A 23,620-nucleotide genomic window follows, 5' to 3' on the forward strand; every position below is an offset into this window, starting at 1 on the left:
GGTGTGGGGGTTAACAAGTCTTACCACCACCCGTGAGCTCAAACCCGCGGTGTTCGGCGGGCGGGCCGTCGGCGGTTCCGGCGGGGGGCCCGTCCGTTACCGTCGTTTCAGTTGCCGCTCAGCAGCGGCCGAGATCCTCCCACTGTTGGGTCCAGCCCGGCTCGGAACCCTGCGTCCAGTACCGCGCCCGCCACAGGTGCTTGCCGTCGCCCGACGGCGGGCCGCTCGGGTCGCCGTACCTGCTCTTCTCGTGCTTCACCGTCTGGCCGCCGGTGTAGGCGGTGGCGAAGGCCCATTCCGGCGCGGTCGCGCAGCTGCCGGCCGGCGGCGGCGTGGTGGGCGGAGTCGTCGGTGGCGTGGTCGGTGGGTTGGTCGGGTTCGAGCAGGTGCCCGTCGTGGCCACCGTGTCCGCGAACGTGCTGCCCGCCGTCCGGTACGCCGCCGTCTTCGACGTCACCTGCGCCGGGGTCAGGACCTGGTTCTTCGCGAACAACACCCAGTCGACCTGCTGGATGTAGGTGCTCAGCCCACCGGTGTGGGCCGCCGTGTCGATGAACCAGAGGTTCCAGTTGATCGTCATCGTCTGCCGGGGATAGAACTTGCCCGAATGGTCGCCCACCTGCACGCCGTCGATGTAGTAGATGACATGGCCGTTCGCCACCGTCGCCACCAGGTCGTGCCAGCCGTTGAGGCTGCTGCGCTGCTCCGAGTGCACGTTGTCCGCGTACCAGGGGTCGTTGCGGTAGGTGTACCAGGTGGTCTGGTAGTTGATCGGGCCGGTCTCGCCCCACCCGCCGTTGGGTAGGTATTCGGAAATGTCCAGCTCGCTGTAGGTCGGGTCGAGGTCACCGTTCAACGGGCTGATGGTGAAGAACGTCTGGTTGATGTGGTCGCCGTCGTTGCCGCTGGTGGGGGTGTCGGTGAAGCGCACGCGGCTGGCGTACGTGCCCTCGAGGTAACGCTTCTGGGTGCTGTAGAGCTCCGCCTGGTTGGTGCCGGCGCCGGTGCCGTCGGTCGAGGCGCTGAGCTGCATGACCTTCTGGCCGCTGACGGTGGGGAAGGTGATGCTGTTTGGCGACCAGGTCGCCCCGGGGACGCCCGGACCACCGGAGTAGCTGCGCGGGGTCCAGCCGTGTGCGGTCAGGGAGCTGTCGCTCGACGAGGTGTAGGAGAAGTCGTCGAACAGGTAGCCGCATTCGGCGGCGGAGGCACTCGGTGCGCTGCTGAAGACTGCCAGCGTGCCGAGCAGGGCCGCTGATCCCGCGAACCCCATTGATCTACGTTTGTCGATGCGCATGAGCCGTGTCCTCCGATGGGTGGGTGTGGACAGGGGACCTACTTGACCGCGCCAGCGGTCATACCGGCGCGGATGTGCCGTTGGAACGCGACGTAGGCGACGAGCACCGGCAGCATGGCGATGGTCAAACCGGCGAACAGGCCGCTCCAGTCGCTGCGATACCCCTGGCTGACCGACAGGGCGGCCAGACCCTGCGCCAGGACGTACCGGTCCGGGTCGGGATTGAGAACCAGTGGCAGCAGGTACTGGTTCCAGAGCCCGAGGAAATTGAAGATGCCGACGGCCACCAGGGCCGGCCGGGCCATCGGCAGCATCACGCGGAAGAACACCCCGCCGTGCGAGCAACCGTCGACGAACGCCGCCTCCGCCACCTCGCCGGGCAGCGTGCGGAAGAACGCGTGCAGGAAGAAGACAGTGAAAGGTACGGCGTACGCCGCGTAGACCAGGATCAGACCGTGGTACGTGCCCAGCAGGCCCAGCTGCTGGACGACGAAGAACAGTGGCACCAACGCCAGGAACACCGGGAAGAACATCGCCGCGACGAAGGTGTAGTAGATGAGCCGGTTACCGCGGAACTCGTAGCGTGCCAGGGCATAGGCGACCAGCGAGCCCAACAGCATGGTCAGCAGGAGCGCGCCACCCACGACGATGACGCTGTTGAGGAAGTAGCGGCCGATGCTGGCCTGGGTCCACGCCCGTGACCAGTTGTCGAACTGTGGTGCGGCAGGCAGGGACCACGGTTCGTTGAGGATCTCGTCGTCGGTCTTGAAGGAGCTGACCACCGCCCAGAGCAGCGGCAGCGCGGTGACGACGGCCCAGGCCAGCATGGCGAGGTGCACCGGAAAGGCGGCCCCGGGGCGCCGGACGCGACGTACCGGGGCGGGCCGTGCACCGACCGCCGCCGCTGGCTCACGTGTCACGGTCATGCCAGCTCCAGCCTCTCCTTGCGGCCCGACCGCAGCGCCAGCACGGCCAGGGTCAGCGTGGCGAAGAACAGCGCGACACCCATGGCCGAGGCGTAGCCGAACTTCCCGTACTGGAAGGCGTTGCGGTAGAGCGACAAGCCGATCACCTCGGTCGCACCGTCCGGCCCACCGGGCCCGACGGTCATCACCTGGACGACGGCGAAGGCGTCCAGCGCCGCTATGCCGAGATACACGAACGCGACGTGCACGCTCTCTCGCACCAACGGAAACGTCACAGTACGGAACGTCGCCCAGCCGCCGGCTCCGTCGAGCAACGCCGCCTCGAACAGTTCCTGCGGGATACTGTCGATCGCCGCGCTGAACAGCACCACGTAGAAGCCCACCGACGACCAGACCAGCACCGCCATCACCGCGATCAACGCCAGGGAGGGCGAGGCGAGCCAACTCCGGGTCAACCCGTCCAGGCCGACCGACCGCAGCGCCCCGTTCAGCAGGCCGGTGTTGGGGTTGTAGACGAAACTCCACAGCACCGCGATGACCACCAGGGACAACAACTGCGGAAAGAAATAGACGATCTGGTACGCCCCGGAGCCCGCGATCCCCCGCCTCCCACCGCGGCCACCGAGGTGCATCATGCTCGCCAGGAACAACCCGATGCCGATGGTCACCAGCGGCACCACGACCAGCATCACCGCGTTGTTGCGGACCGCGTGCAGGAACAGGGAGTCGCCGCCGAGGCGGGCGTAGTTGCCCGCCCCGACGAAACGCGCCTCGCCGGCAACGCCGGTCCAGTCGGTCAGTGACAGGTAGAAGGCCTGCGCGTACGGCGACAGCACGAACACGGCGTGCAGCACCAGCGCGGGCACCAGCGCGCCGGCCAGGAACCGCCACCGACCGTGTCTCATCAGCGGGTGTACTTCTTCACCGTGGAGTCCTTGGCCAGCCCGTCGGCCGCCTTCTGAATCCGGTCCGACCACTGGGTTGCGGTGATCCGCTTGTTCACCAGCTCGCCGGTGGCGTCGTCGACGGCCTTGGCCAGCGGCGCGTACCAGGTGCGGAAGCGGTAGGTGAAGGTCTCGGTGCCGGCCGCCCGGACCGTGTCGCGGACCGAGCCGAGGCCGCTGCTCAGCGTGAGACCGTCGGTGGCCCCGGCGACGGCGGGCAGGGTCCCGGCGGTCTCGGCGAACGCCTTCGCCGACTGCTTCGAGAACAGGATCCGCAGATACTCCATACCGCCGGCGGGATTCTTGGCCTTCGCCGGCACCAGGAACGACTCGCTGCTCGCCGCCTGCACCGCCGTGTGCTTCAGGGCGTCCGCCGTCGTCCGTGCGGGGACCGGGGCCATGACCATGTCGAAGTTCGCGGGCGTGACGCCCTTCTGCTCACTCTCCAGCCAGGACCCGCAGGGGATGATCGCCGCCTTGCCCTGGGACCATGCCGCCTGCGCCTCGGTGTGCGACAGCGCCTCCGAGCCGGGCATGAGGTAACCCTTGCCGGCCAGCTCGGCGAACGCCTCGGCCGCGCCGAGCAGACCCGGCGCCTTCCAGGCGTTCGGCTCCAGGTTGTCCACCGCCTTGACCAGCGACGGTCCGCCGGTCTTGGCGGCCATTCCGAGCAGCGGGTCGTTGATGTACTCCGGGTACTTGCCCTGGTACGTCCACGGTGCGATGCCGGCCGCCTTGATCGTGGCACAGAGCGTGAGCATCTCCTCCCACGTCGTCGGGAAGGTCCAGCCCTTCGCCGCGAAGAGCGGCTTGGAATACCAGAGGCCCCAGACGGTGTAGGTGAAGTTGAGCGTCAGCGGCACCGTGTCGAACGTGCCGTCGTCGATCACGCCGGGTAGCAACGTGTCGCGTACCGTCCGGCCCGGGTCGTCGTAGGCGGGAGCGTCGAGCAGCTCGCTCAGATCACTCACCTGTTTGGCGGAGACCAGCGTCGCGATGTCGAGGCGGCTGGCACCGGTGTTGTCCACGACGTCCGGAGGGGTGTTCGCGACGAATCGAGGCTGCAACGCCTCGCCGATCTTCTGGATGCCCTGATGGTCGATCTTCGCGCCCGCGTACTTCTGGGTGTAGAGCGTCCCGGCGCGCTTGGCGTACTCGTCGCCGTAGCCGCCCTTGAAGATCACGACCTCGAGTGGCGCGTCCGCCTTGACGCCCAACGGATTGTCGGCGCTCTTGGCGCCGGTGTTGCCGGCGGCTCGGTCCTGGTCGTCGCCACCACTGGTCACGCAGGCGCTCAGCACTGGCAGCGCGACACCGGCGGTCGCCGCCGCGCGCAGCACGGTTCGTCTCGTTGGATACGGTCCGGATACGGGTGAACGGTTCATCAGCTGGGCCTTCTCCCTATGCGGTACGCCGGATGCGGCCGGCGTACCGCGCTTCGATGAGTTTGTTGTGCTCCCGCCCGCCCGGCACGTTGTCGGAGAGGTAGACCGGCGGGGTGACGTTGAGCGCCAGCAGCCGTGCCACCACCTCGGTGACGATCTGCTGGGCCAGCAGTGCCGCGGTGATCGACGAGACGGCCCCGACAGCGCCATCGCCGTAGTCGAGGGACGCGTCGCCGTACGGTGCGCCGTTGTCGAGCACGACGTCGGCGAGGTCGGCGAGCTTGAGCCCGCTGTCGTGCCGCGACTCGACCCGGGCGGAGTGCTCGACCGAAGTGATCGCGATCAGCGCGTGCCCGCGCTGTTTCACCAACTGCGCCATCTCCACTACCGCGCCGTTGACGCCGGAGTTCGAGGCGATGACGAACGCGTCGTCGGGCTTGATCGGGGCGAGTGCGTAAAGGCGGTGCGCGATGTCGGGCGTGCGCTCGAGTTGCGGGTCACCGAGCACGCTCGTGGGCTCGCCGCCGTACAGGACGATGTCGCGGAGGGCGATCTTGTTGGTGGGCACGAGGCCGCCGGCCCGACCGGCGATCTCCATGGCGAGTGCCTCGGAGTGTCCGCAGCCGAACGCCTGAATCACGCCGCCGGCCTGCAGCGTAGCGGTCAGCAGATCGGCGGCCCGCGCCACCTGGTCGCCCTGGTTGTTGCCGACACGTTCGATGGCCTTGGTGATGACCTCGACATAGTCCGCGCTTGTGATCGTCACAGCGGCTTTTCCTTCCGTGCTCGCTTGCGGTTCGCATTGGTGTCCGGCATCCGGTGTGCGTCGACGGCCCGCACGGTGAGTTCGAGAGCTTCGGCGGTGCGCTCGTAGGTGCGCTGCGCGACGGCGACGTAGATGAGGTCGAGGATCAGCAACTGCGAGTGCAGCGCGGAGAGGGCGGCGAGCCGGAACGTGGTCTCGTGCACCGAGGTGGTGAAGACGACGTCGGCGACCTCGGCCAGGGGTGAGCGGGCGTACGAGGTGACCGCCACGGTCAGCGCGCCGTGATCGGCGGCCTCGGCCAGCATCTCGATCGCCTCTCGGGTCCGACCGGAGTGCGACAGGCTGATCGCGACGTCGCCCGGCCCGAGCAGTGCGGCGTTGGTGAGTGCGGTGTGGGTGTCGGCGCGGTACCGCACCGGGATGCGGATGCGTTCGAGCCGGAACGCCATCTCGCTGCCGGCGGTGCCGCTGCTGCCCAGCCCGAAGATCTCCACTCGGCCGGCGGCGGCGATCGCGGCCGCCACCCGTTCGACAGCGGCCGTGTCCAGGCCGGATGCGGTCGCCTGGATGGCCCGGGTGTCCGCGGCGGTGATCACGTCGAGGACGCCGCCGATCGGGTCCTCCGGCGCGATGTCCCCGGAGATGTCGGTCTCCCAGCGTGCCTGCTCGGCGCGCCCGGTCTCGGTCGCGACGGCCACGCGCAGGTTGGCGTACCCCTTGAAGCCGAGTGCCCGGCTGAAGCGGGTGACCGTCGCGGTGGAGGTCCCGGATCGTTCGGCCAGGTCGACGATGCTGGCGTGCGCCGCCGTCTCCGGATCGTCGAGGATGGCCTCGGCGATCTTCGCCAGGGCCTCCGGCATTGTGGGTCCCTCCATGCGGAGCCGCACCAGCAGCCCGCCACTCTCACCCGTCACCAGTGATCGTCCTTTCCATCGATTAACTACGAGCATGAAAATTACGACCACATCGACGTCTAGTCAATATATAATTTCTATGCTTCGATTTTGTGCATGGTTCTGGTACTGGGCGTTGACGCCGGAGGCACGGCGTCCCGGGCGGTCGTGGCGACAGTGGACGGCACCGTGGTGGGGCGCGGCACGGCGGGTGCGGGCAACCCGACGGCTGCGGGGACAGCGGCTGCTCGCTCCATCGGCGTGGCGGTGCGCGAGGCCCTGGGGGAGCACGACCCGGCATCCGTGCGCAGCGGCGTCGCAGGCATCGCCGGCGCGGGCATCATGGCGGATCCGGGGATAACGGCGGCCTTTACCGTCGAGTGGGCCCAATGCGGACTCACCTGCCCGATCGCCATGGTCGGCGATGCGGTGACGGCCTTCGCGGCAGGCACGTCGGCGCCCTCGGGAGCGGTGCTCATCGCCGGCACCGGCGCGGTCGCCGCCCGAATCGACGACTGGCGCGTCAGCCGCACCGCCGACGGCCTCGGCTGGCTGCTCGGAGACGAAGGCTCGGGCATGTGGCTGGGCCTACAGGCGGTTCGCTCGATCGCCCGGGCCTGGTCGGGTCCCACGATGGACGGCGGGCTGGCAGCAACGATCGCGGCGCAGGCGGGCGTGACCAGCTGCGACGAACTCGTGCACTGGGCCGGCCGCCAGGAACCCGCGGCATTCGCCGCGCTGGCACCCCTGGTCTGCGCGTACGCCACGGCCGGCGATGCCCTCGCCGAGCGGCTGACCGCCGAAGCCGCCACTCGACTGGTCGCCACGCTCGACGAGTTGGGCCCACCGGACGGACCCGTCGTGCTCGCCGGCAGCCTTTTGACCAACGCCACACCCGTGCGAACGGCAGTCCTGGCCACCCTCGCCGTCCCGGCCGCGACCGCCCGGGATCCGGCGATCGGGGCCGCCTGGCTCGCCTTACGTCAGATCACCGGCCAGGAGGAGGCGGCGCGCCTGCACCATCGCCTGCTTCGACCCGATCGTGAAGCGTCCCTGGCCGGATACTGACCGGACCACCGTCCTGCGTGCCCTGGCAGCGCCAGGTGACCTCCCGCGTCGCTGCCACACGTGCAAGGAGTGGAGATCGCCGTGCGCTACCGACGCGGGCGTCGCCGGCACGGGACCGGGCCCGCACCGGCCGGGAGGCCGACTGGCGGTGGGCCCGGCCCGTCACCCGTCAGCGCCCCTGCAGGCGCTTCACGTTGTCGCCGAAGGTCCACCCCTTCGACCCGTCCCAGTTCGCCGACCAGGTCATCAGACCCTTGAGGCCGGGCACCGAGTTCCAGGCCTGCGTGACCAACGACGTCGACAGGTAGCCGCCGCCCGCCCCGATCTGCGCCGGCAGGCCCGGGACCTGCTTGTCGTACGGCACGCGGATGGTGGTGCCCTGGATGGTGAGGCCGTTGTTCAGGCACTGCGTCTGCACCGTGAAGCCCTGCACGGTGCCCGCCGGGTACGAGTCGCCGGCGCAGCCGTACATGCTGCCGTTGTAGTACTGCATGTTCAGCCACCAGAGTCGGCCGTTGTCCACGTACTTCTTGATGATCGGCAGGTACGAGCCCCAGATCGAGCCGTAGACGACGCTGCCGCCGGTGACGTAGGCCGTCTCGGGGGCCATGGTCAGGCCGAAGTTCGAGGGCATCCGGGCCAGTACGCCGTCGATGATCCGGATCAGGTTGGCCTGCGACGTGGACAGGGTGTTGATGTTGCCGCTGCCGGTCAGGCCGGTCTCGATGTCGATGTCGATGCCGTCGAAGTGGTAGGCCGTCAGGATCGGCACGATCGTCGCGATGAACCGGTCGGCGACCGCGCTGGAGCTCAGGTCGATGCCCGCGGCGGCCCCGCCGATCGACATGAGGATGGTGGCGCCGGCCGCTTTGGCCTGGCACATCTCGGCCGGGGTGGCCACCTTCACGCCGGCGTCCATGCCGTTCTCCCAGAGGACCGTGCCGTCCGAGCGGATCACCGGGAACGCCGCGTTGATCACGTTGTAGCCGTGCTGGTTGAGCCGGCTGTCGGTGATCGGGATCCAGCCGAGGCCGGGGTGTACGCCGTTGGAGGCCCCGTCCCAGTTCTCCCAGTAGCCCTGCAGCACCTTGCCGGTGGGCCGCGACTTCACCGCGCAGGTCCCGCCGGTGGGCGGCGGCGTGGTGGGGGGAGGTGTGGTCGGTGGTGGCGTGGTGGGCGGCGGGGTCGTCGGTGGTGGCGTGGTGGGCGGCGGGGTGCTTCCCGAGCACGCGCCCAGGTCACGCCAGAGCGACGGGGTCGCGGCGGGGTTCCAGCCGGCGCCGGGGTACGCGGTGTGGGTGACCAGGGCCTGGTAGAGCCTTTCGCCGTAGGTGACCTGGGCACCAGCCTGGTAGGTGGTGCCCTCGGCCCAGGCCGGGGCCGTGCAGGCGACCATCGGGACGGCGGCGGCCGAGGACACGGCCGCCATGCTGCTGGGGACGAAGGCGACGGCGGCCGTGACGGTCAGCGCCGCCCCCGCCACCACTGCGAAAATCCGACGGCTTCTCATGGCTCACTCCCAGGGTTCGACGACCCGCGACCTCCACATATTGACGTTCGTGACGCTAAATATCAAGGATTGTTTACAGATCCGTGGAGGTTGGGGAGTGTAGCCGCGCTGCTGGCCACTCGGCCGAGGCGTATCGGGCCGGGGGGTGGAGGTGTGTCGGCGGAAGTGCCGGGTCAGGTGGGCCTGGTCGCGCGGTGGCCCTGGCGGAGGCTCGGCTCATGTCGATCACTCCCGTCCACCTGACCGCCGTGAATCTGTCCGAGGCGCTTGCGTCGTTCGACGACAAAGACAGCCCGCGGATCGTGACCCGGGTCAACGATTATGACGTGCGGATCGCCCACACCCGGGGCGAGCAACGGCACACAAGCCGTCATCGCCCGGGCGGCTCGATCCTCATGTTCGAACCGACCGGGACCTCCACCACCGGCGATCGCCACGAGGGTGACGTTCCCGAGCACGTGGACAGCACTGCGGGGCATGCACTCGCGACTCCGGAGAGGGGGTCTGCCTCCGACGCCGTTGACCGCTGCTCCTTTGGTGGCGAAGTGGACTAACTACGGTCTTCCGTCCTGCGCCGCTGACAATGCTGGGTTCACACGTGGGTGACGTCCGGAACATCGACACACCTGGACGGAGATACCTCCAGGGGGTATATCGTGAGGGTGAGGAGGCGATGAGGATGTCGCACGAGAACGAGCACCACCGGATGCAGCCCTCGGATGAGACGGTGGACCGACACGGCGACCACGGTGATCACGGGAGCCGCCGAGGGGACCCGAGCGGACAGCCGGTACAGCCCGGCGCCCACGGCGGCCATGCCGGACACGCCGGGCATGACAAGCACGCCGGGCACGACCCGGAGATGTTCCGGCGCAAGTTCTGGCTGAGCCTGGTCCTGACGGTGCCGATCGTCGCCACCAGTCACATGGTGATGGACTGGTTCGGCTATCGGCTGGACTTTCCGGGCGTCGACTGGGTGGGCCCGGTGCTGGGCACTGTGGTGTTCGTCTACGGCGGGTGGCCGTTCCTGCAGGGCGCGGTGCGGGAGGTCCGTGACCGGGCGCCGGGGATGATGCTGCTGATCGCGATGGCCATCACCGTCGCGTACGTGGCCTCGGCGGCGACCGCGCTGGGCGTGTTCGACCTGGACTTCTGGTGGGAGCTGGCGGCTCTGGTCACGATCATGCTGCTCGGGCACTGGCAGGAGATGAAGGCCATCGGTCAGGCCCAGGGCGCCCTGTCGGCCCTGGCCGCGCTGCTGCCCGACGACGCCGAACGCCTCGGTGGCGACGGTCAGCCCGAACGAGTGCGGGTCAGCGACCTGCGCGTCGGCGACGTGATCCTGGTACGCCCGGGCGGGCGGGTTCCGGCCGACGGGCGCATCACCGACGGCCGCGCGGAGTTGGACGAGTCGATGATCACCGGCGAGTCCCGGCCGGTCGGCCGCGAACACGGCGACCGGGTGGTAGCCGGCACCGTCGCCACCGACGCGGCCATCCGGGTGCGCGTCGAGGCCGTCGGCGAGGACACCGCCCTGGCCGGCATCCAACGCCTGGTCGCGCAGGCCCAGCAGTCCAGCGGCAGGGCGCAGGTTCTCGCTGACCGGTTTGCGGCCTGGCTGTTCTACATCGCCACCGCCGCTGCCGCCGCGACGCTGCTGATCTGGACACTGGTCGGCAACCTCGACGAGGCCGTCGTCCGCACCGTCACGGTGCTGGTCATCGCCTGCCCGCACGCGCTGGGGCTGGCCATCCCGCTGGTGATCGCCCTGTCGACCGCGGTGGCCGCGAAGGGCGGCATCCTGGTCAAGGACCGCCTCGCCCTGGAGCGGATGCGCACCATCGACACGGTGCTGTTCGACAAGACCGGCACCCTGACCCGCGGCGAGCACGTCGTCGCCGGTGTCGCCGCCACCGGCGGCGTCAGCGAGACCGACGTACTGGCCGTTGCGGCGGCGGTCGAGGCCGACAGTGAACACCCCCTCGCACGGGCCATCGTCACCGCCGCCGCCCAGCAGGGCGCCCGGCGCACCGCGACCGGTTTCCGGTCGCTGACCGGTCGCGGGGTGCGCGCCGACGTCGACGGCGTCAGCTACGCCGTCGGCGGACCTGCCCTGCTGCGCGAACTCGACGCCACGGCGCCCGGCGACCTGGACGAGCACCGTGCCGGGTGGTCCCGGCGGGGAGCGGCGGTACTGCACCTGCTGCGTCTCGACGGCGCACAGGCAAGCGTCATCGGCGCCCTCGCCCTTGAGGACCAGATCCGCCCCGAGGCGCGGCAAGCGATCGCCGACCTGCGTCAGCAGGGCATCCGCAAGATCGTCATGATTACCGGGGACGCGCGGCCGGTGGCCGAGGCGGTCGCCGCCGACCTGGGCTTCAGGCCCGGCGAGGACGAGGTGTTCGCCGAGGTGCTGCCCGCCGACAAGGACGAGGCGGTCGGTGAGCTGCAACGCCGGGGCCTGCGGGTGGCGATGGTCGGTGACGGCGTGAACGACGCTCCCGCGCTGGCCCGCGCCGACGTCGGCATCGCCATCGGCGCCGGCACCGACGTCGCCATCGAATCCGCGGGCGTGGTGCTCGCCTCCTCCGACCCGCGCGGGGTCACCGGGGTCATCCGGCTCTCGCGCGCCTCCTACCGCAAGATGATCCAAAATTTGGCCTGGGCCGCTGGCTACAACGTCGTCGCCCTGCCCTTGGCCGCCGGCGCTCTGGCGTGGGCCGGCGTGAGCCTGAGCCCCGCGGTCGCCGCGGTGCTGATGTCCGCCTCCACCATCGTGGTTGCGCTCAACGCCCAACTGCTGCGACGCGTGCAACTGCGCCACCCGGATCTCAGACCCAACTCGCACGTTCGCCCCGAAGGCTCCGGCGCTGGCACGCCAGCGTGAGGCGCCCGACACCGCAATCAGCATGGACCGTTCGTGCATTGCCACATTCGGCAATCCGCTTCCTGTTACTCCGAAGGCAGCCTCCGCGACCGCCTGATCTGGCCGGGTTCTGTCGGGTGAGGGCCTGCGTGGTCTTCAACGTTGTGCTCATCTCGGTGGACCGACGTCCGCGCATGCCGATGGGCAAATGGCGGGCGGCGTCGCGCGGTCTCACCGCATTCTGTGGACCGCGTCGGCGATCTCCTGTCGCAACAGCGCCGCCTCGTCGTCGTGGTCGCAGAGCAGCAGCACCGTGAACTCCGGCTGGCCGAACGGGCTCGCCCAGTGATGAACGGCCTGCGCCAGGATCTGGAACAGCGTGTGCCGATCCTCGGCACTGGTTGGCAGCAACCGGGGCGCGTTCTCGACAACGACGAGATAGCCCTCCGCGGGCAACCAGTTCAGATCACGGAGACAATCGGACAACGCGTTCCAGTTCCAGCCGAAGTAACCGGGGAAGCACAGCGCGTCGGAGAACTCGTAGAAGACATGGTCCGCATCCGTCATCCTCGTCGCGTCAAGCCGCGCAACGACGAACCTGCCCGCTGCCGGTAACACCGCCGTCAGCTCGACCAGGGCACCGCGCGAGCAGACCACGACCTGATCGGTGGCCCTGCTCCGCCAGCCGCCTGTCATTGCGCCGCACCAGGGTCGACGTGGTTCCACGAGCTCAGCGCCTCGCGGACGATGACAAGGTTGGCCATGTCGACGACCGGCCGGTAGCCGAGGGCGGCGTAGATCTTGTTCGACGTCGGGTTGGCCTGGTCGGTGAACAGGCACACCCGGGCACCCTCGGCCTGGATTCGCCGGGAGACCTCGGCGACCGCGTTGCTGGCCCAACCACGCCCGCGCTGGGCCGGTGGCGTGTACACCGGGCCCACCCGGGCCACCCCGAACGACGGCGGGTTGGCACCCGTGAGGTGCACCGGCTGCCCTGTCTCGTCGACCCAGAACCACAGCCGTCCGGCGTGGAGGCGGCGCAGAATCTCCGGGTGATCGGGTATGTCGTGCGCACTGGCACCGCTCGGGCGGCCCGCCTGTTCGTCGGCGTCGCCCATGAACGCGGCGAACCACTGCGTGACCAGTGCCACGTCGTCCTCGGTCGCGACCGCCAAGCCGCCCGGCACCGGTGGCGGCCAGGTCAGCTCGCCGAGCTCGTGCAACCGGGTGTGCTGGGTGACCTGGACTCGACCCCCGCCGAGCCGCGTCAGCTCGGCGGCGCACAGGTCAACGGCAGGCAGGGCCCCGTTGATCGCGAGGACCTCCTCCCCGCGCCCGTGCAGCGCGTGGGCCAGTGCGACGGCCGCCTCGTCCGGCATGGGCAGCAGGAACGGCGGGTAGGGGGCATACGGTGCGGTACGCATCCCGGCACCGACCACCGTGCCGGAGTCGTCGCTGACCACCAGCCACCAGGTGTGGTCGGGCTGCGAGATACCGTCGGCCCGCTGCGACAACAGCCGGTGCGCGACGGTGGTCACGACCGTGCTGACGACCGGATCGGCGCTCAGGTAGTCACCCGCAGCAGCCAGGAAATCGCCCGGATCGGTGCAGAATCGCAGCCGCAGTCCGGCCATCGGGACAATGCTCATCCGCGTACGCTAACCACCGCTTAGCACGTCCACGCGGGAATTTTGTGCGGCCGAGGACCTACGAGCGCTGAGTCAGCCGGCATGGTTGACCAACCGGCTGGGCCCGCGCCGCCTCAGTTCAGGTCGTCCTGTCCGACTTCTTGCCCTGGCCGGCGGCACCGCCGCCCACTGGCGGGGTGATGCGGGCGGACCCGGCGTGACGCCGAGCCCGCCCGTTCCACTGCGGTCTGTTCCGGGGCTTTCGATCTCGCCTACCGCTGGTGGATGTGCACACCCTCGATCAGGTTGTGCGCGAAGTCGGCCGTGATCATCGTGCGAGGGAGGCGAGCTTGAACTGCTGGTTGGTTCGTCCGTGGCAGTCGTAGAGCTGGATCTGGGCTCCGTTGCTGGTGCTCCAGGCGTCCAGGCATCGTCCGGATTGGACGTTGCTGATGGTGCCGTTGGAGTTGATGTTCCACTGTTGGTTGGTTTGGCTGTGGCAGCTGTAGATCTGGACTGCTGCGCCGTTGCCGGTGCCTGCGGCGTCGAGGCACATGTTGCCGTACACCTGGAGTTGTTTGGTTGAGGTGTAGGTCCAGGCCTGGTTGGTCTGCTTGTTGCAGTCGTAGAGCTGGACCCGGGTGCCGTTGGTGGTCGAGGCGTTGGGTACGTCGATACACCGGCCGGACTGGGCGCCGACGATCTCACTGGCCGAGCCCGGCGGGACGGTCGGCGGATCGGTGGGGGTCGGCGTCGGGGTGGTCGGCGTCGTGGGCAGCAACGGGCAGGTGCTGCGGTAGGTGACCACGCCGCTGGAGTCCAGCAGTGGGCAGAGGAACTGGCTGTACCGAGTGTCGTTGTCGATGAACATCTTGACGAACGGCAGCATGGTCCGGACCATCACCGGGTTCGGCCGTCCGACCATGAACCCGTGATCGGCGCCGGCGACCTCCAGGTAGACGCTCTCCGTCGTGGCCGGGAGGCTGTTGTACAGGCCGGTGGCATAGGACGGGGTGACCACCGTGTCCGCCTGCCCAGCGAAGATCATGGTGGGCACCCGGTCGTTGGCCAGGTTCGACGACGGCGAGTACGGCGCGATGCCCACCACTGCCTTCAACGACGAGCGCCTGGTGGCCGCGCTCAGTGCGCCACCGCCGCCCATGGAGTGACCGGCGACCGCCAACCGGTTGGGGTCGACCCGGTCGCGTACCGGGCTCTGCTGGGTGAGGTAGTCCAGTGCGGCGAGCAACTGGGTGCCTCGGGCCGTGTCGAAGTCGTTGCGGCTGTTGGTCTCGATGCCGATCACGACGAAGCCGTGCGAGGCCAGCCACGGTCCCATCCAGGCCAGTTCGGCGGAGAACAACGCGGTGTAACCCGGCGAGATCGCGATGGCCCCGAAGGTGCCCTGGCTGGTGTCGGTCGGGTAGTAGATCCTGCCGCCGTTGAAGCCGTACCCGGTCGGGACGCTGACCGAGGTGTTGGCGAAGGGGCCGTTCACGGCGGTGACGCTGGTTTGGGTGGGGTCCGGGCCCCGCTGGTACGGGTTGTCGGCGGCCGAGGCCGACCCGGTCGCCACCGTCATGGTGAACAACCCGACCGCGGCTGCGATCCCGGCCGCTGCGAGCTTGACCAGCCGTCCCCGAGATCGGCGGGACGTCCGGTCAGCATGGCTGTTCCCCGAGGGCGGAGGGTGGTGTCCGTGTCCTCGCACTGTCGGTACCTCCTGGCGGTGGGTGGTGTGGGGCGGGCGGGCTCGCTTTTGCGCCGGGCCCGCCCGCCCTGGCTGTGTCCGGTCGTCAGCGTTGCAACGTCAGCAGACCCGGCCGGTACGGCAGAAGGCCGTAGTCGCCGCCGGAGCTGGGAGAACGACCCTGGTAGAGCAGCTGCAGGTTGCAGGCGTCAACGGTCATGGTCTGATCGGCGTTGCTGCGGATCAGTTCGCCGTGACTGATGTCGTTGGTCCAGGTGGCGCCGCTGTTGGCCTTGCCGGCGAAGGGGTTGCTCTCCGACGTGGCCTGCGGCGTCCACGTACCACCCAGGCTGGTGGCAGTGAACGACCGGAAGTAGCGCCCGTTCGCGCCGATCGCCTCGACGAGCATGAGGTACCGGTTCTGCCCCTGGAGCTTGTAGACCTGCACCCCTTCGAACAGGTTGTTCGTCGAGTCGGTCATGATCGTCGTGTAGTTCGACCCGAAGCTGCCCGGGAAGTTCCCGATGGGCATGCTGGCCCGGTAGATCCTGCCGTTGTCCCCGGCGAAGAACAGGTACATGTTCTGGTCGTCACCGATGATCGCCTGGTCGATCGGGCCGGTGCTGGAGTTGGAGATGCTCCCGGTGAACAGCGTCTGTGCCGCGGACCAGCTGTTCACGTTGGTCGGGTCGGTCGACGTGCGGTAGGAGAACGCCGGCCCACCCCACTGATAGGTCAACACCCAGACGTTGCGCGGCGCGAAGTAGAACAACGACGGCGCCACCGCCGCGAACGGCATCTGATTCTGCGACGCCGACCCCATCTGGTTGAAATTCGAGAACAGACCGAAGTTCATCGAGCCCCAGGTCGTACCCGTGTCGTGCGTCGTCGCGTAGACCAACTGCTGGCCGTTGTACGGCGCGTGGGTGAAGTCCTTCAGGGACACCCATCCCGACCTCGGCTGCGCCAGCGCGCCCGTCGACGACCAGCGGTACGAGGAGGGCAGATCACAGGGGCCACTGGTCGGCGTGGGCGTGGGCGTGGTGGGCGTCGGCGTCGGCGTCTGGGTGGGACCGCCGACGGAGGCGAGCTTGAACTGCTGGTTGGCTTGTCCGTGGCAGTCGTAGAGCTGGATCTGGGCTCCGTTGCTGGTGCTCCAGGCGTCCAGGCATCGTCCGGATTGGACGTTGCTGATGGTGCCGTTGGAGTTGATGTTCCACTGTTGGTTGGTTTGGCTGTGGCAGCTGTAGATCTGGACTGCTGCGCCGTTGCCGGTGCCTGCGGCGTCGAGGCACATGTTGCCGTACACCTGGAGTTGTTTGGTTGAGGTGTAGGTCCAGGCCTGGTTGGTCTGCTTGTTGCAGTCGTAGAGCTGGACCCGGGTGCCGTTGGTGGTCGAGGCGTTGGGTACGTCGATACACCGGCCGGACTGCGTGCCGACGATCTCACTGGCCGAGCCCGGAGGGACGGTGGGAGTCGGACCCGGCGTGGTGGGCGTGGGGGTGGTCCCGGGGCCCGCGCTGTTCAGCGCCTCAAGGGTGGCCGTGTAGGCGGCCTTCTTGTTGCCGTTGCACTCGAAGAGCAGCGGAGTGCCGCCGGAGCGCCACGAGTCACAGTCCCGCACACCCCACACGGTGAGCCCGTTGCAGCGAGCCACGGCAAGGCAGTCGTTGACCACGCTGCGGTAGGTGTTGGCCTGCGTCGTGCCGGAGCCCTCGATGTCCAGCTCGGTGATCTGCACGTCCACCCCGAGGGCGGCGAAGCTGGACAGCGTCGTGCGGTAGTTGCTGTTGTACGGCGAGTTGGCGTTGAAGTGCGACTGGAACCCGACGCAGTCGATCGGCACCCCGCGCTGCTTGAAGTCGCGCACCATGTTGTACACGGCCTGAGTCTTGGCCCAGGTCCAGTTGTCGGTGTTGTAGTCGTTGTAGCAGAGCTTCGCGTCCGGGTCCGCCGTGTCGGCGGCGCGGAACGCCGCCTCGATCCAGTCGTTGCCGGTGCGCTGAAGGTTCGAGTTACGACGGGCGCCGCTGTTGCCGTCCTCGAACGCCTCGTTCACCACGTCCCACGAGTAGATCTTGCCCCGGTAGTAGCCGGCCACCCGGTTGATGTGGTTGAGCATCGCGTTGCGCAGCGCGGTGCCCTCCATGCTCTGCATCCAGCCCGGCTGCTGCGAGTACCAGGCCAAGGTGTGGCCGCGGACCTTCCAGCCCCGGGAGAGGGCGTGGTTCACGATCCGGTCCGCGTTGCCGAAGGTGAAGTTGTTCTGCTGCGGCTCGGTCGCGTCGATCTTCATTTCGTTCTCGGGAGTGACGGCGTTGAACTCGCGGTTCAGGATCGTCGTGTAGGCGCTGTCGCCGAGCTTGTTCGCGGCGACGGCGGCACCGAAGTACCGGCTGGACTGGGCCGCGGCGGCACCGAGGGTCGTCTCGGCGGCCTGGGCCAGATTGGGCAGCAGCGACACGACAAGGGCCAGAATTATCGCGGCTGTTCCGGAAAGAGTGAGTGTTCGTAGCCGGGTGCGCCCGGTGGGACGGGTCCGGGAAACCATGCTGATCCTCCAGTGGTGGGGTAGGAGATTCCTGTCGCTGTTCCAGTGGGAGGCCCTGCTCGGATGGCGGTGGCCACGATGGTGAGTCCGCCCGAGTGGGCCGGAACCCACGTCAGGCGTACGCCCGGAGGCGAGTCGGCTGGGCTACCTGACCAGTGGGTGAAGGGCGGTGACGTGCAGGTCCGGTCGCCCGTCGGAGAATGGTTGCGGGTGCCGGGATCTTTCGGTGGTGGACGAGGTCACCTGGCGGGTGGGTGGGCCTGACGGTCGCGTGGAGCGCCTCCAGTACTGCGGTGATCTTGTTAACGTTCACACTTGTCGATGGCTCTCAGGCTGGCAGAAAATTCCAGACTTTTCAACCGGTAGTTTCGGGCCTGTTACGGATCAGCGCGGTGGGGCGCGAGCCCCCGCGCACCGTGGCTGGTCGACCCCTGTTCGGAGTTCATCCGCGGCGGCCGGCTGGTCGGGCTGTGGCCGTTGATATCGGCCTGTTTTGGCGGGGCTGAAGACATTCAACGACCTAACCTCCTAGGACGCTGTACGGGTTGTGCCCGGGCTCATCCCGGCGTGGGCCGGTCACCGGCGTCGTCGACGGCGAGTCGGTCGCCGCCGGCGCGGTGCCGTTCGCCACGAGGTCGGCGTCCTTTCCCTCACCGCCATCGGCAAGGGAAACGTGACGGTGCGGAGACGGCCGCACACGTACTGAAACACCGGTGCCCAGCCGGCTGGGCGGCTGAAAATTCGTGCCGGAAGGCGGTAACCAAATCGGTCGGCCAAACCGTCAGGTCAGTGATGGATCGCCACTGCGGGCGGTCGGCCGAGGAGGGGTACGGGACATGGGCGACGTGCGTGGGCGTTTCAGGGACGACCTGGCCCGACACCCCGCCCCACCGTTGGGTGACCTGGTCCAGCAGTCGGTGGTGCGGGGCCGCCGACTGCGCCGCCGACGCCGCCTGGCGCAGTTCGGCGCCGGCGGGTCGGCGTTGGCGATGCTGCTCGTGATCGGCCTGGCCGCCGGGCCGCTCGGCTTCGGAGCGGATGACGCCGGTCAGCTCGGCGGGCCGAACGTCGGTGCGCCGGGTGGGCCGGTCGACGCCGCCACACCGTCCCCGGCTCATTCCCCTTCCCCCGACGGCGCCCCCTCGGCCGTGTTCGAGAAGGGCACCGACGAGGAGCACCCGGGGAACCCCCGTGTGTTTGTCTCGCCGACTCCCTCGACCACGGTGATCGACACCGTGAGGATCGGGGCGGGGCCGGACGGTGAGCTGCTGACCACCACACCGGAGGGCGCTCTGGAACTGCTGACCCGGCTCTTGCCCAAGGGGAAGACCAGCGGTTATGCGAGCCTGCACAGCAGCGCGGCGGGCCCCGGCATGCCTTACGTCCAGCTCTACCTGGATCGAGGCAAAGGACCCGGCATGGTGCGACTCTCCATCTCCCGGGACAGCCTCGGCGGCGGCCCCGCCCCGGGGACGGTGGAGCTCACCGAAGTACCCGACAACTGCGTGCAGGACAAGGTGGTCACGGTGTACCACCGCGGTGGCCTCCAGGTCGATTTGATGATCTCCACCTGTCTGGCTTGGGACGCCAAGGGGATCATCTCGTCGGCACCGCCCGTCCTCTCCGTGCAGGAAGCGACCGGGATCGCCGCCAACCCGACCTGGGGGACGAGACTGCCGGCCGAGTTCCTGATCAACGGTGCCAAGAGGTTCCCGACGCTGGCCGGGTCGAATGGCTGACGAAGACTTCGTGGAGTTCGCGCAGGCGGCCGCCGGCCGGCTGCGCGACGCCGCTTTCCTGATGTGCCGCGACTGGCATCTCGCCCAGGACCTCACCCAGACGACGCTGGCCAAGGTGTACGCCAACTGGAGGCGGGTCCGCCGGGCCGACGACCCCCATGCGTACGCCCGCAAGATACTGCTGCGCTGCATGATCGACCAGCAGCGGCGTCGCTCCAGCCGCGAACTGGCGATGTCGGCGCCGCCGGAGCGGGGCGAGGAACATCCGGCCGAGCTGCGCATGACGTTGCTGGATGCGGTCGCCACCCTGCCGTTGCGGGATCGGGCGATCATCGTCCTGCGCTACTGGGACGACCTGAGCGTGGAGACGACTGCCGAGGTGGTGGGTGTCTCCATCGCCGTCGTCAAGAGCCAGAGCATGCGCTCCCTCAACCGCCTGCGCGAGTTGCTCGGCGAGACCCGTTCCGAGTTGTTCGCCGAGGAACGCCATTGACCGGTGCCGTCTGCGGCCGAGGTGCGACCGATTCCGGTGGCGCCGGGCCACCGGCCGGCAACGGCGGCGCCGGTGACGCGGCGACGACGAGCGTGCCACCGCGTCTCGTCGCCTGAAGCGCGGTGGCGCAGATATCTGGGTTTGGGGAGGTCCATGGTGTCCATATCGAGCGGCAGGACGTGCCGAGGCAGGATCCGCGGCAGAGGCCGGCGCCCGGTCGCTGTCGTACCGGTGGTGCTGGTGGCGTTGGTGGTGATGGCCGCGGGTTGTCAGCAGCGGGAGTCCGGCGACGGCCCCGATGAGCGGCCTACCGCGAACGCGGAACGGAGCGATCCCAACATGCTGCTCAGGGCGGGTGATCTGGGTTCGAACTGGCATGAGGACGACTCCCGAACCGGTCTGGCGCCCTGGCCGTGGGAGCAGGACAGCTGCCCCAACTATCAGAGCAGTGACTACTTGGCCAAGTCGCATCGGCGCGCTGCCGTGCAGCGCTACTACCGGCTGGCTGACGGCTCGTCGCCGGCGCACCACGTCGTGGAGACGTACGAACCTGGATGGGCCGAGCGGAATGTCGATGACGTTCGTCGGGTGCTGCTGCGGTGCGCGACCTACCTGGCCCTCGGATCGCAGGTCTCGTTCGACGTCGTCGATCCGCATTATCTGCAGGGCGCCGGCATGCTCATTCGAGGTCGCATCGCGCATGCCGACACCCCGAGTACCGTCACCTACTTCGTGATGCTGAGACGGGGCGACACGGTTTCGACGGTCCGCCTGCCCGATCCGGGCAGCCAGGCCGCGGTGGACTCGATCGCGGCGAGGGCGGTGGTCCGCCTTGGCTGAGCGGAGAGGTCGGCAGCTGCCGCGCCGCTGGGTCGTCTCCGCGGCCGCCATGTCTCTGGCCGGCGTCGCGACGGCCGCCTTCGGTGCCACGCGCACCCGGGACGGCGACGGAGCCGGCCCATCGCACGGTTCCTCCCCTGCCAGTCCGATCCCCACCACGCCGGCCGTCGACCTGATCGCCCAGGCGAGGACGCGCATCAAGGCCTACGTGGACCGGTACGACGGCCACCTGGCGGTCGCGGCTCTGGACCGAGAGGGGACGGCTGCGCTGACGGTCGGCGCCAGACGGTTCGAGACCGCCAGCATCGTCAAGGTCAACATCCTGGCGGCCCTCCTGCTGCGCCAGAACCCGCCGGGCAAGGCCCTGGGTTCTGACACTCGACGGTTGGCCGAGGCCATGATCGTGTCCAGTGACAACGATGCGGCGGTGGCCCTGTGGCAGCGGATCGGGGGCTCGCGCGGCCTCACCGCCGCGAACCGCGCATTCGGTCTGCGGGAGACCAGACCCAACACGCACTGGGGACTCACCACGACCACGGCTGCCGACCAGCTCCGCCTGCTGACCGCGCTGACCTCGCCGGAGGGACCGCTGACCCCGCAGGACCGTACTTTCATCATGGGCCTCATGAAGGAGGTGATTCCCGAGCAACGATGGGGAGTCACCGCCGCCAGGGAGTCGGGCAGCCGTTCCTACTACGTCAAGAACGGCTGGGACACCGTTGATGTCGACGGCGGACGCTGGCTGGTCAACAGCATCGGACGGATCGTCGAGGCCCGTCATGACTGGTTGATCGCCGTGCTCTCCGACCATCACGTGAGTCAGAAAGCGGGCATCCGCGTCGTCGAGAAGGCCGCCACGTACGTGCTCAAGGAGCTGCGCGCCGCCGCTGCGGGCGATGGCCCTGCGCAGGGGTAGGCCAGGTTCGCCGAATTCGTCCCGCGTCCGACGATCCCTGTCGTGCCCCGTCCCGCCAGAGCCGCGCAGTCGCGGGCGTGGGTGGTGGCCGGGTCACGCACGGGCGGGCTCGAAGAGCTCGACGGGGTTGCCGGCCGGGTCTTCCATGACGATCTGCCTGCCGCCGGGGCCGCTGACGACATCGCTGCGGAACACGATGCCCGCGGTGCGCAGTCGGGCCACTTCGGTGTCGATGTCGGTGACGATCAGGTGGATGCGGTTCCAGCCGCCGGGGTGTGGACGGCGTCCGTCGGGCATGGCGCGCGCGGCAGAGCTGCCCGGGCCGGACAGCAGCAGCCGCAGGTTGCCTCGCCGGACGTCGGCGAACGCGGGCAGGAACGTGGTGACCGGGGTGAATCCGAGGTGGGTGGTGTAGAAGTCGAGTGCGGCGGCCACGTCGTCAACCAGGTAGCGCACGCTGACGGTGCTGTCATCGGTGGGGCTGGTCATGACGGCTTCTCCAAACGGTGGGGGAGCGTGTGCAGCAGGAATCCGATGCGCTGGGCGAGTTCGTCCGCGACGTGCTCGAACGCGGGCGGCTCGCCGGGGTCTGCGGCCGGGTCCGGAATGCTCCAGTGCACCGGTCGCGGGTGGCCGGGGAACTCGGGGCAGACTTCCTTGACCCGGTCGCACAAGGTGATCACCAGGTCGAAACGCTGGCCGGTGAACTCGTCGAGGTGTTTGGGCCGGGCCCCGGCCAGGTCGATCCCGCGCGCTGCCATGACGGTCACCGCGTGCGGATGGATCGGCTTCGGTCTGCTGCCGGCGCTGAACGCCTGCACGGTGCCGGCGGTGCGGTCTCGGAGCAGCGCTTCGGCCAGCTGCGATCGGGAGCTGTTGCCCGTGCACAGAAACAACACCCGTCCGGTCACCGAGGCGGCGGGCGCGGGCGGGGCGAGTCGCAGTCCGGGGTGCAGGGCGGCCCCGGTGCCGGACAGCAGGTCCCCGCACCGGGCCAGGTCGAGCGAGTAGTAGGTGTCGCGGCCGTCCGCGCTGCTGCGCCGCGCAGCCACCAGCTCGGCCTTGCGCAACTTGCCCAAATGGTACGAGACGAGATTCTGTGGCTGGCCGAGCAACCCGCTCAACTCGTGTACGGCGAGATCGCCACGGGCCAGCTCACTCAGCAGTTGCCACCGCACCGGGTGCCCGGCGGCGATCACGAACCTGAGTGGCGCGACGGTGTCGGGTGTCTTTGACGTCACGTCCGCAGATTACATCAAACTGATTTGATGCAATAGGGAACCGACGTACCGGCCCGGTGCGGGTCCTGGCGGTCGATCCACACGCGAGCGCAGCACTCCGGCCCAGGACGCCAACGCCCTGGGCCGGAGTGGTGCCACCGCTGTCGGTCCTGGCCGATCAGGTGACGTTGATGTCGCTGCACCACATGTAGGTCTGGTCCAGGTGCGACGCCCTCCAGAGCACGAACAGGATGTGGTTCCCAGTGCGTGCAGGGAGCGAGACGTTGAACGAGATGTTCTGCGCCGGCGCGTAGCGCCCGGTCGTCGTGATCAGGTCGAGGTTGCCCCACCCGAGCCGCTGGGTGGATGGGTTGAACCCCTGCTTGGTGACGTAGACCTGGAAGTAGTCAGCGCCGTGGCTGGCCTGGTCGTACAGCTGAACCGTGAGGTTGCGGCTGACGGTGGTCGTCTTCCACGCCCCGGGCTGGTTCACGCTGTCGTTCCTGGACAGGGCGTTGCTGCACAGCTGCCCGTCCGGGGTACGAGCCTGGTACTGGCCGGCGAGGCCGTCCCGCAGCTGGCTCATCCAGTTCCACATGGTGTCGGGGTTGGCCTGGAACGCCTGCCAACACATGGGGTCCTGTTGCTGCATGACGGGGTTCATGTGTTGGTTACCCCAGGTCTTCCAGCACTGGTAGGCGCGACTCATCGGGTTGATGATCGTGCCGTGCGCCTGGGCTGCCCCGGTGAAGGGCAGCGTGCCGATCACCATGGTGAACAGCAGGACGAGCACCTGGAGAGACCGACGGACGGTTGACCGGGATCGTCCGCCGGATTGATCGGACTTGAGTGAACGCACTGTTCATCCTCCGCTCTTCGGGACTACAG

General features: G+C 68.7%; 21 protein-coding genes. 7 read left to right on the forward strand and 14 right to left on the reverse strand.

From position 1 onward, the window contains the following. Positions 1-118 precede the first annotated feature (118 nt). The 6 genes from ABZU74_RS29335 to ABZU74_RS29360 form a co-directional block, all read right to left on the reverse strand. Entirely contained in the window at positions 119-1,297 is a 1,179-nt protein-coding gene (locus ABZU74_RS29335; protein WP_355430469.1) for a glycosyl hydrolase, read from the reverse strand. A 38-nt stretch (positions 1,298-1,335) separates the two neighbouring features. After that, positions 1,336-2,124, reverse strand: a complete 789-nt coding sequence (locus tag ABZU74_RS29340; RefSeq protein WP_355430592.1) for a carbohydrate ABC transporter permease — start codon at positions 2,122-2,124, stop codon at positions 1,336-1,338. A 95-nt stretch (positions 2,125-2,219) separates the two neighbouring features. Then, complete coding sequence (locus ABZU74_RS29345) at positions 2,220-3,128, reverse strand: sugar ABC transporter permease (protein ID WP_355430472.1); 909 nt, start codon at positions 3,126-3,128, stop codon at positions 2,220-2,222. Then, the gene (ngcE, locus tag ABZU74_RS29350; RefSeq protein ID WP_355430475.1) at positions 3,128-4,507 is read right to left on the reverse strand and encodes an N-acetylglucosamine/diacetylchitobiose ABC transporter substrate-binding protein; all 1,380 of its coding nucleotides are present in this window, start codon (positions 4,505-4,507) and stop codon (positions 3,128-3,130) included. Before ngcE ends, ABZU74_RS29345 begins: the two co-directional genes overlap by 1 nt. A gap of 61 nt (positions 4,508-4,568) precedes the next feature. Next, positions 4,569-5,318, reverse strand: coding sequence for an SIS domain-containing protein (locus ABZU74_RS29355; protein WP_355430478.1), 750 nt, complete (start codon positions 5,316-5,318; stop codon positions 4,569-4,571). Beyond that, entirely contained in the window at positions 5,315-6,232 is a 918-nt protein-coding gene (locus ABZU74_RS29360) for a MurR/RpiR family transcriptional regulator (RefSeq protein WP_355430481.1), read from the reverse strand. Before ABZU74_RS29360 ends, ABZU74_RS29355 begins: the two co-directional genes overlap by 4 nt. A 96-nt stretch (positions 6,233-6,328) precedes the next feature. Here ABZU74_RS29360 and ABZU74_RS29365 point away from each other — a divergent pair, with 96 nt between their 5' ends. After that, a complete protein-coding gene (locus ABZU74_RS29365; protein ID WP_355430484.1) occupies positions 6,329-7,279 on the forward strand; it encodes a BadF/BadG/BcrA/BcrD ATPase family protein in 951 nt (316 codons plus the stop codon). A 169-nt stretch (positions 7,280-7,448) separates the two neighbouring features. Here the strand turns inward: ABZU74_RS29365 and ABZU74_RS29370 are convergent, their stop codons facing one another. Then, positions 7,449-8,789 carry a glycosyl hydrolase family 18 protein gene (locus ABZU74_RS29370; RefSeq protein WP_355430487.1) on the reverse strand — a complete coding sequence of 447 codons (1,341 nt, stop codon included), beginning with the start codon at positions 8,787-8,789 and terminating at the stop codon, positions 7,449-7,451. 218 nt (positions 8,790-9,007) lie between these two features. Here ABZU74_RS29370 and ABZU74_RS29375 point away from each other — a divergent pair, with 218 nt between their 5' ends. Further along, a complete protein-coding gene (locus ABZU74_RS29375; protein WP_355430489.1) occupies positions 9,008-9,343 on the forward strand; it encodes a hypothetical protein in 336 nt (111 codons plus the stop codon). Positions 9,344-9,651: 308 nt separating this feature from the next. Beyond that, positions 9,652-11,676, forward strand: a complete 2,025-nt coding sequence (locus ABZU74_RS29380; protein ID WP_355430595.1) for a heavy metal translocating P-type ATPase — start codon at positions 9,652-9,654, stop codon at positions 11,674-11,676. A gap of 210 nt (positions 11,677-11,886) precedes the next feature. Here the strand turns inward: ABZU74_RS29380 and ABZU74_RS29385 are convergent, their stop codons facing one another. The 4 genes from ABZU74_RS29385 to ABZU74_RS29400 all read right to left on the reverse strand — a co-directional run bounded on the left by ABZU74_RS29385 (position 11,887) and on the right by ABZU74_RS29400 (position 17,431). Then, the gene (locus ABZU74_RS29385) at positions 11,887-12,351 is read right to left on the reverse strand and encodes a barstar family protein (protein WP_355430492.1); all 465 of its coding nucleotides are present in this window, start codon (positions 12,349-12,351) and stop codon (positions 11,887-11,889) included. Next, entirely contained in the window at positions 12,348-13,304 is a 957-nt protein-coding gene (locus ABZU74_RS29390) for a GNAT family N-acetyltransferase (RefSeq protein WP_355430495.1), read from the reverse strand. Before ABZU74_RS29390 ends, ABZU74_RS29385 begins: the two co-directional genes overlap by 4 nt. Positions 13,305-13,611: 307 nt before the next feature. Next, entirely contained in the window at positions 13,612-14,865 is a 1,254-nt protein-coding gene (locus ABZU74_RS29395) for a ricin-type beta-trefoil lectin domain protein (RefSeq protein ID WP_355430498.1), read from the reverse strand. Positions 14,866-15,079: 214 nt separating this feature from the next. Continuing rightward, positions 15,080-17,431 (reverse strand): non-reducing end alpha-L-arabinofuranosidase family hydrolase, encoded by a 2,352-nt coding sequence (locus ABZU74_RS29400; protein WP_355430598.1) that lies wholly within the window; start codon positions 17,429-17,431, stop codon positions 15,080-15,082. A 929-nt stretch (positions 17,432-18,360) separates the two neighbouring features. On the opposite strand from ABZU74_RS29400, the gene ABZU74_RS29405 reads away from it, so the two are divergent. From ABZU74_RS29405 to ABZU74_RS29420, 4 genes are all read left to right on the forward strand, one after another. Next, on the forward strand, positions 18,361-19,263 hold the full coding sequence (locus tag ABZU74_RS29405) for a hypothetical protein (RefSeq protein ID WP_355430501.1): 903 nt from the start codon (positions 18,361-18,363) through the stop codon (positions 19,261-19,263). After that, positions 19,256-19,756 (forward strand): SigE family RNA polymerase sigma factor, encoded by a 501-nt coding sequence (locus ABZU74_RS29410; RefSeq protein ID WP_355430503.1) that lies wholly within the window; start codon positions 19,256-19,258, stop codon positions 19,754-19,756. Before ABZU74_RS29405 ends, ABZU74_RS29410 begins: the two co-directional genes overlap by 8 nt. Before the next feature lie 240 nt (positions 19,757-19,996). Further along, on the forward strand, positions 19,997-20,596 hold the full coding sequence (locus ABZU74_RS29415; protein ID WP_355430506.1) for a hypothetical protein: 600 nt from the start codon (positions 19,997-19,999) through the stop codon (positions 20,594-20,596). Positions 20,597-20,645: 49 nt separating this feature from the next. Beyond that, positions 20,646-21,512: a serine hydrolase gene (locus tag ABZU74_RS29420; protein WP_355430509.1), complete on the forward strand. Its 867-nt coding sequence runs from the start codon at positions 20,646-20,648 to the stop codon at positions 21,510-21,512. A 93-nt stretch (positions 21,513-21,605) separates the two neighbouring features. On the opposite strand, the gene ABZU74_RS29425 is transcribed toward ABZU74_RS29420, so the two are convergent. The 3 genes from ABZU74_RS29425 to ABZU74_RS29435 all read right to left on the reverse strand — a co-directional run bounded on the left by ABZU74_RS29425 (position 21,606) and on the right by ABZU74_RS29435 (position 23,525). After that, positions 21,606-22,001, reverse strand: a complete 396-nt coding sequence (locus tag ABZU74_RS29425) for a VOC family protein (RefSeq protein WP_355430512.1) — start codon at positions 21,999-22,001, stop codon at positions 21,606-21,608. Then, positions 21,998-22,753 (reverse strand): ArsR family transcriptional regulator, encoded by a 756-nt coding sequence (locus ABZU74_RS29430; RefSeq protein WP_355430514.1) that lies wholly within the window; start codon positions 22,751-22,753, stop codon positions 21,998-22,000. The genes ABZU74_RS29425 and ABZU74_RS29430 overlap by 4 nt, the downstream gene beginning before the upstream one ends. A gap of 157 nt (positions 22,754-22,910) precedes the next feature. After that, a complete protein-coding gene (locus ABZU74_RS29435) occupies positions 22,911-23,525 on the reverse strand; it encodes a lytic polysaccharide monooxygenase (protein WP_355430517.1) in 615 nt (204 codons plus the stop codon). Positions 23,526-23,620 lie beyond the last annotated feature (95 nt).

The sequence above is a fragment of the Micromonospora sp. NPDC005171 genome, from assembly GCF_040608575.1.
GTDB lineage: Bacteria > Actinomycetota > Actinomycetes > Mycobacteriales > Micromonosporaceae > Micromonospora.

Bases quoted from the DNA above. Each gene is read 5' to 3' on its own strand.
- ABZU74_RS29380 (WP_355430595.1), top strand. From the start codon at position 9,652: ATGTTCCGGCGCAAGTTCTGGCTGAGCCTGGTCCTGACGGTGCCGATC.
- ABZU74_RS29405 (WP_355430501.1), top strand. From the start codon at position 18,361: ATGGGCGACGTGCGTGGGCGTTTCAGGGACGACCTGGCCCGACACCCC.
- ABZU74_RS29340 (WP_355430592.1), bottom strand. From the start codon at position 2,124: ATGCTGGCCTGGGCCGTCGTCACCGCGCTGCCGCTGCTCTGGGCGGTG.
- ABZU74_RS29365 (WP_355430484.1), top strand. From the start codon at position 6,329: ATGGTTCTGGTACTGGGCGTTGACGCCGGAGGCACGGCGTCCCGGGCG.
- ABZU74_RS29375 (WP_355430489.1), top strand. From the start codon at position 9,008: ATGTCGATCACTCCCGTCCACCTGACCGCCGTGAATCTGTCCGAGGCG.
- ABZU74_RS29345 (WP_355430472.1), bottom strand. From the start codon at position 3,128: ATGAGACACGGTCGGTGGCGGTTCCTGGCCGGCGCGCTGGTGCCCGCG.
- ABZU74_RS29410 (WP_355430503.1), top strand. From the start codon at position 19,256: ATGGCTGACGAAGACTTCGTGGAGTTCGCGCAGGCGGCCGCCGGCCGG.
- ABZU74_RS29420 (WP_355430509.1), top strand. From the start codon at position 20,646: ATGTCTCTGGCCGGCGTCGCGACGGCCGCCTTCGGTGCCACGCGCACC.
- ABZU74_RS29385 (WP_355430492.1), bottom strand. From the start codon at position 12,351: ATGACAGGCGGCTGGCGGAGCAGGGCCACCGATCAGGTCGTGGTCTGC.
- ABZU74_RS29425 (WP_355430512.1), bottom strand. From the start codon at position 22,001: ATGACCAGCCCCACCGATGACAGCACCGTCAGCGTGCGCTACCTGGTT.
- ABZU74_RS29395 (WP_355430498.1), bottom strand. From the start codon at position 14,865: ATGACGGTGGCGACCGGGTCGGCCTCGGCCGCCGACAACCCGTACCAG.
- ABZU74_RS29370 (WP_355430487.1), bottom strand. From the start codon at position 8,789: ATGAGAAGCCGTCGGATTTTCGCAGTGGTGGCGGGGGCGGCGCTGACC.
- ABZU74_RS29335 (WP_355430469.1), bottom strand. From the start codon at position 1,297: ATGCGCATCGACAAACGTAGATCAATGGGGTTCGCGGGATCAGCGGCC.
- ABZU74_RS29390 (WP_355430495.1), bottom strand. From the start codon at position 13,304: ATGAGCATTGTCCCGATGGCCGGACTGCGGCTGCGATTCTGCACCGAT.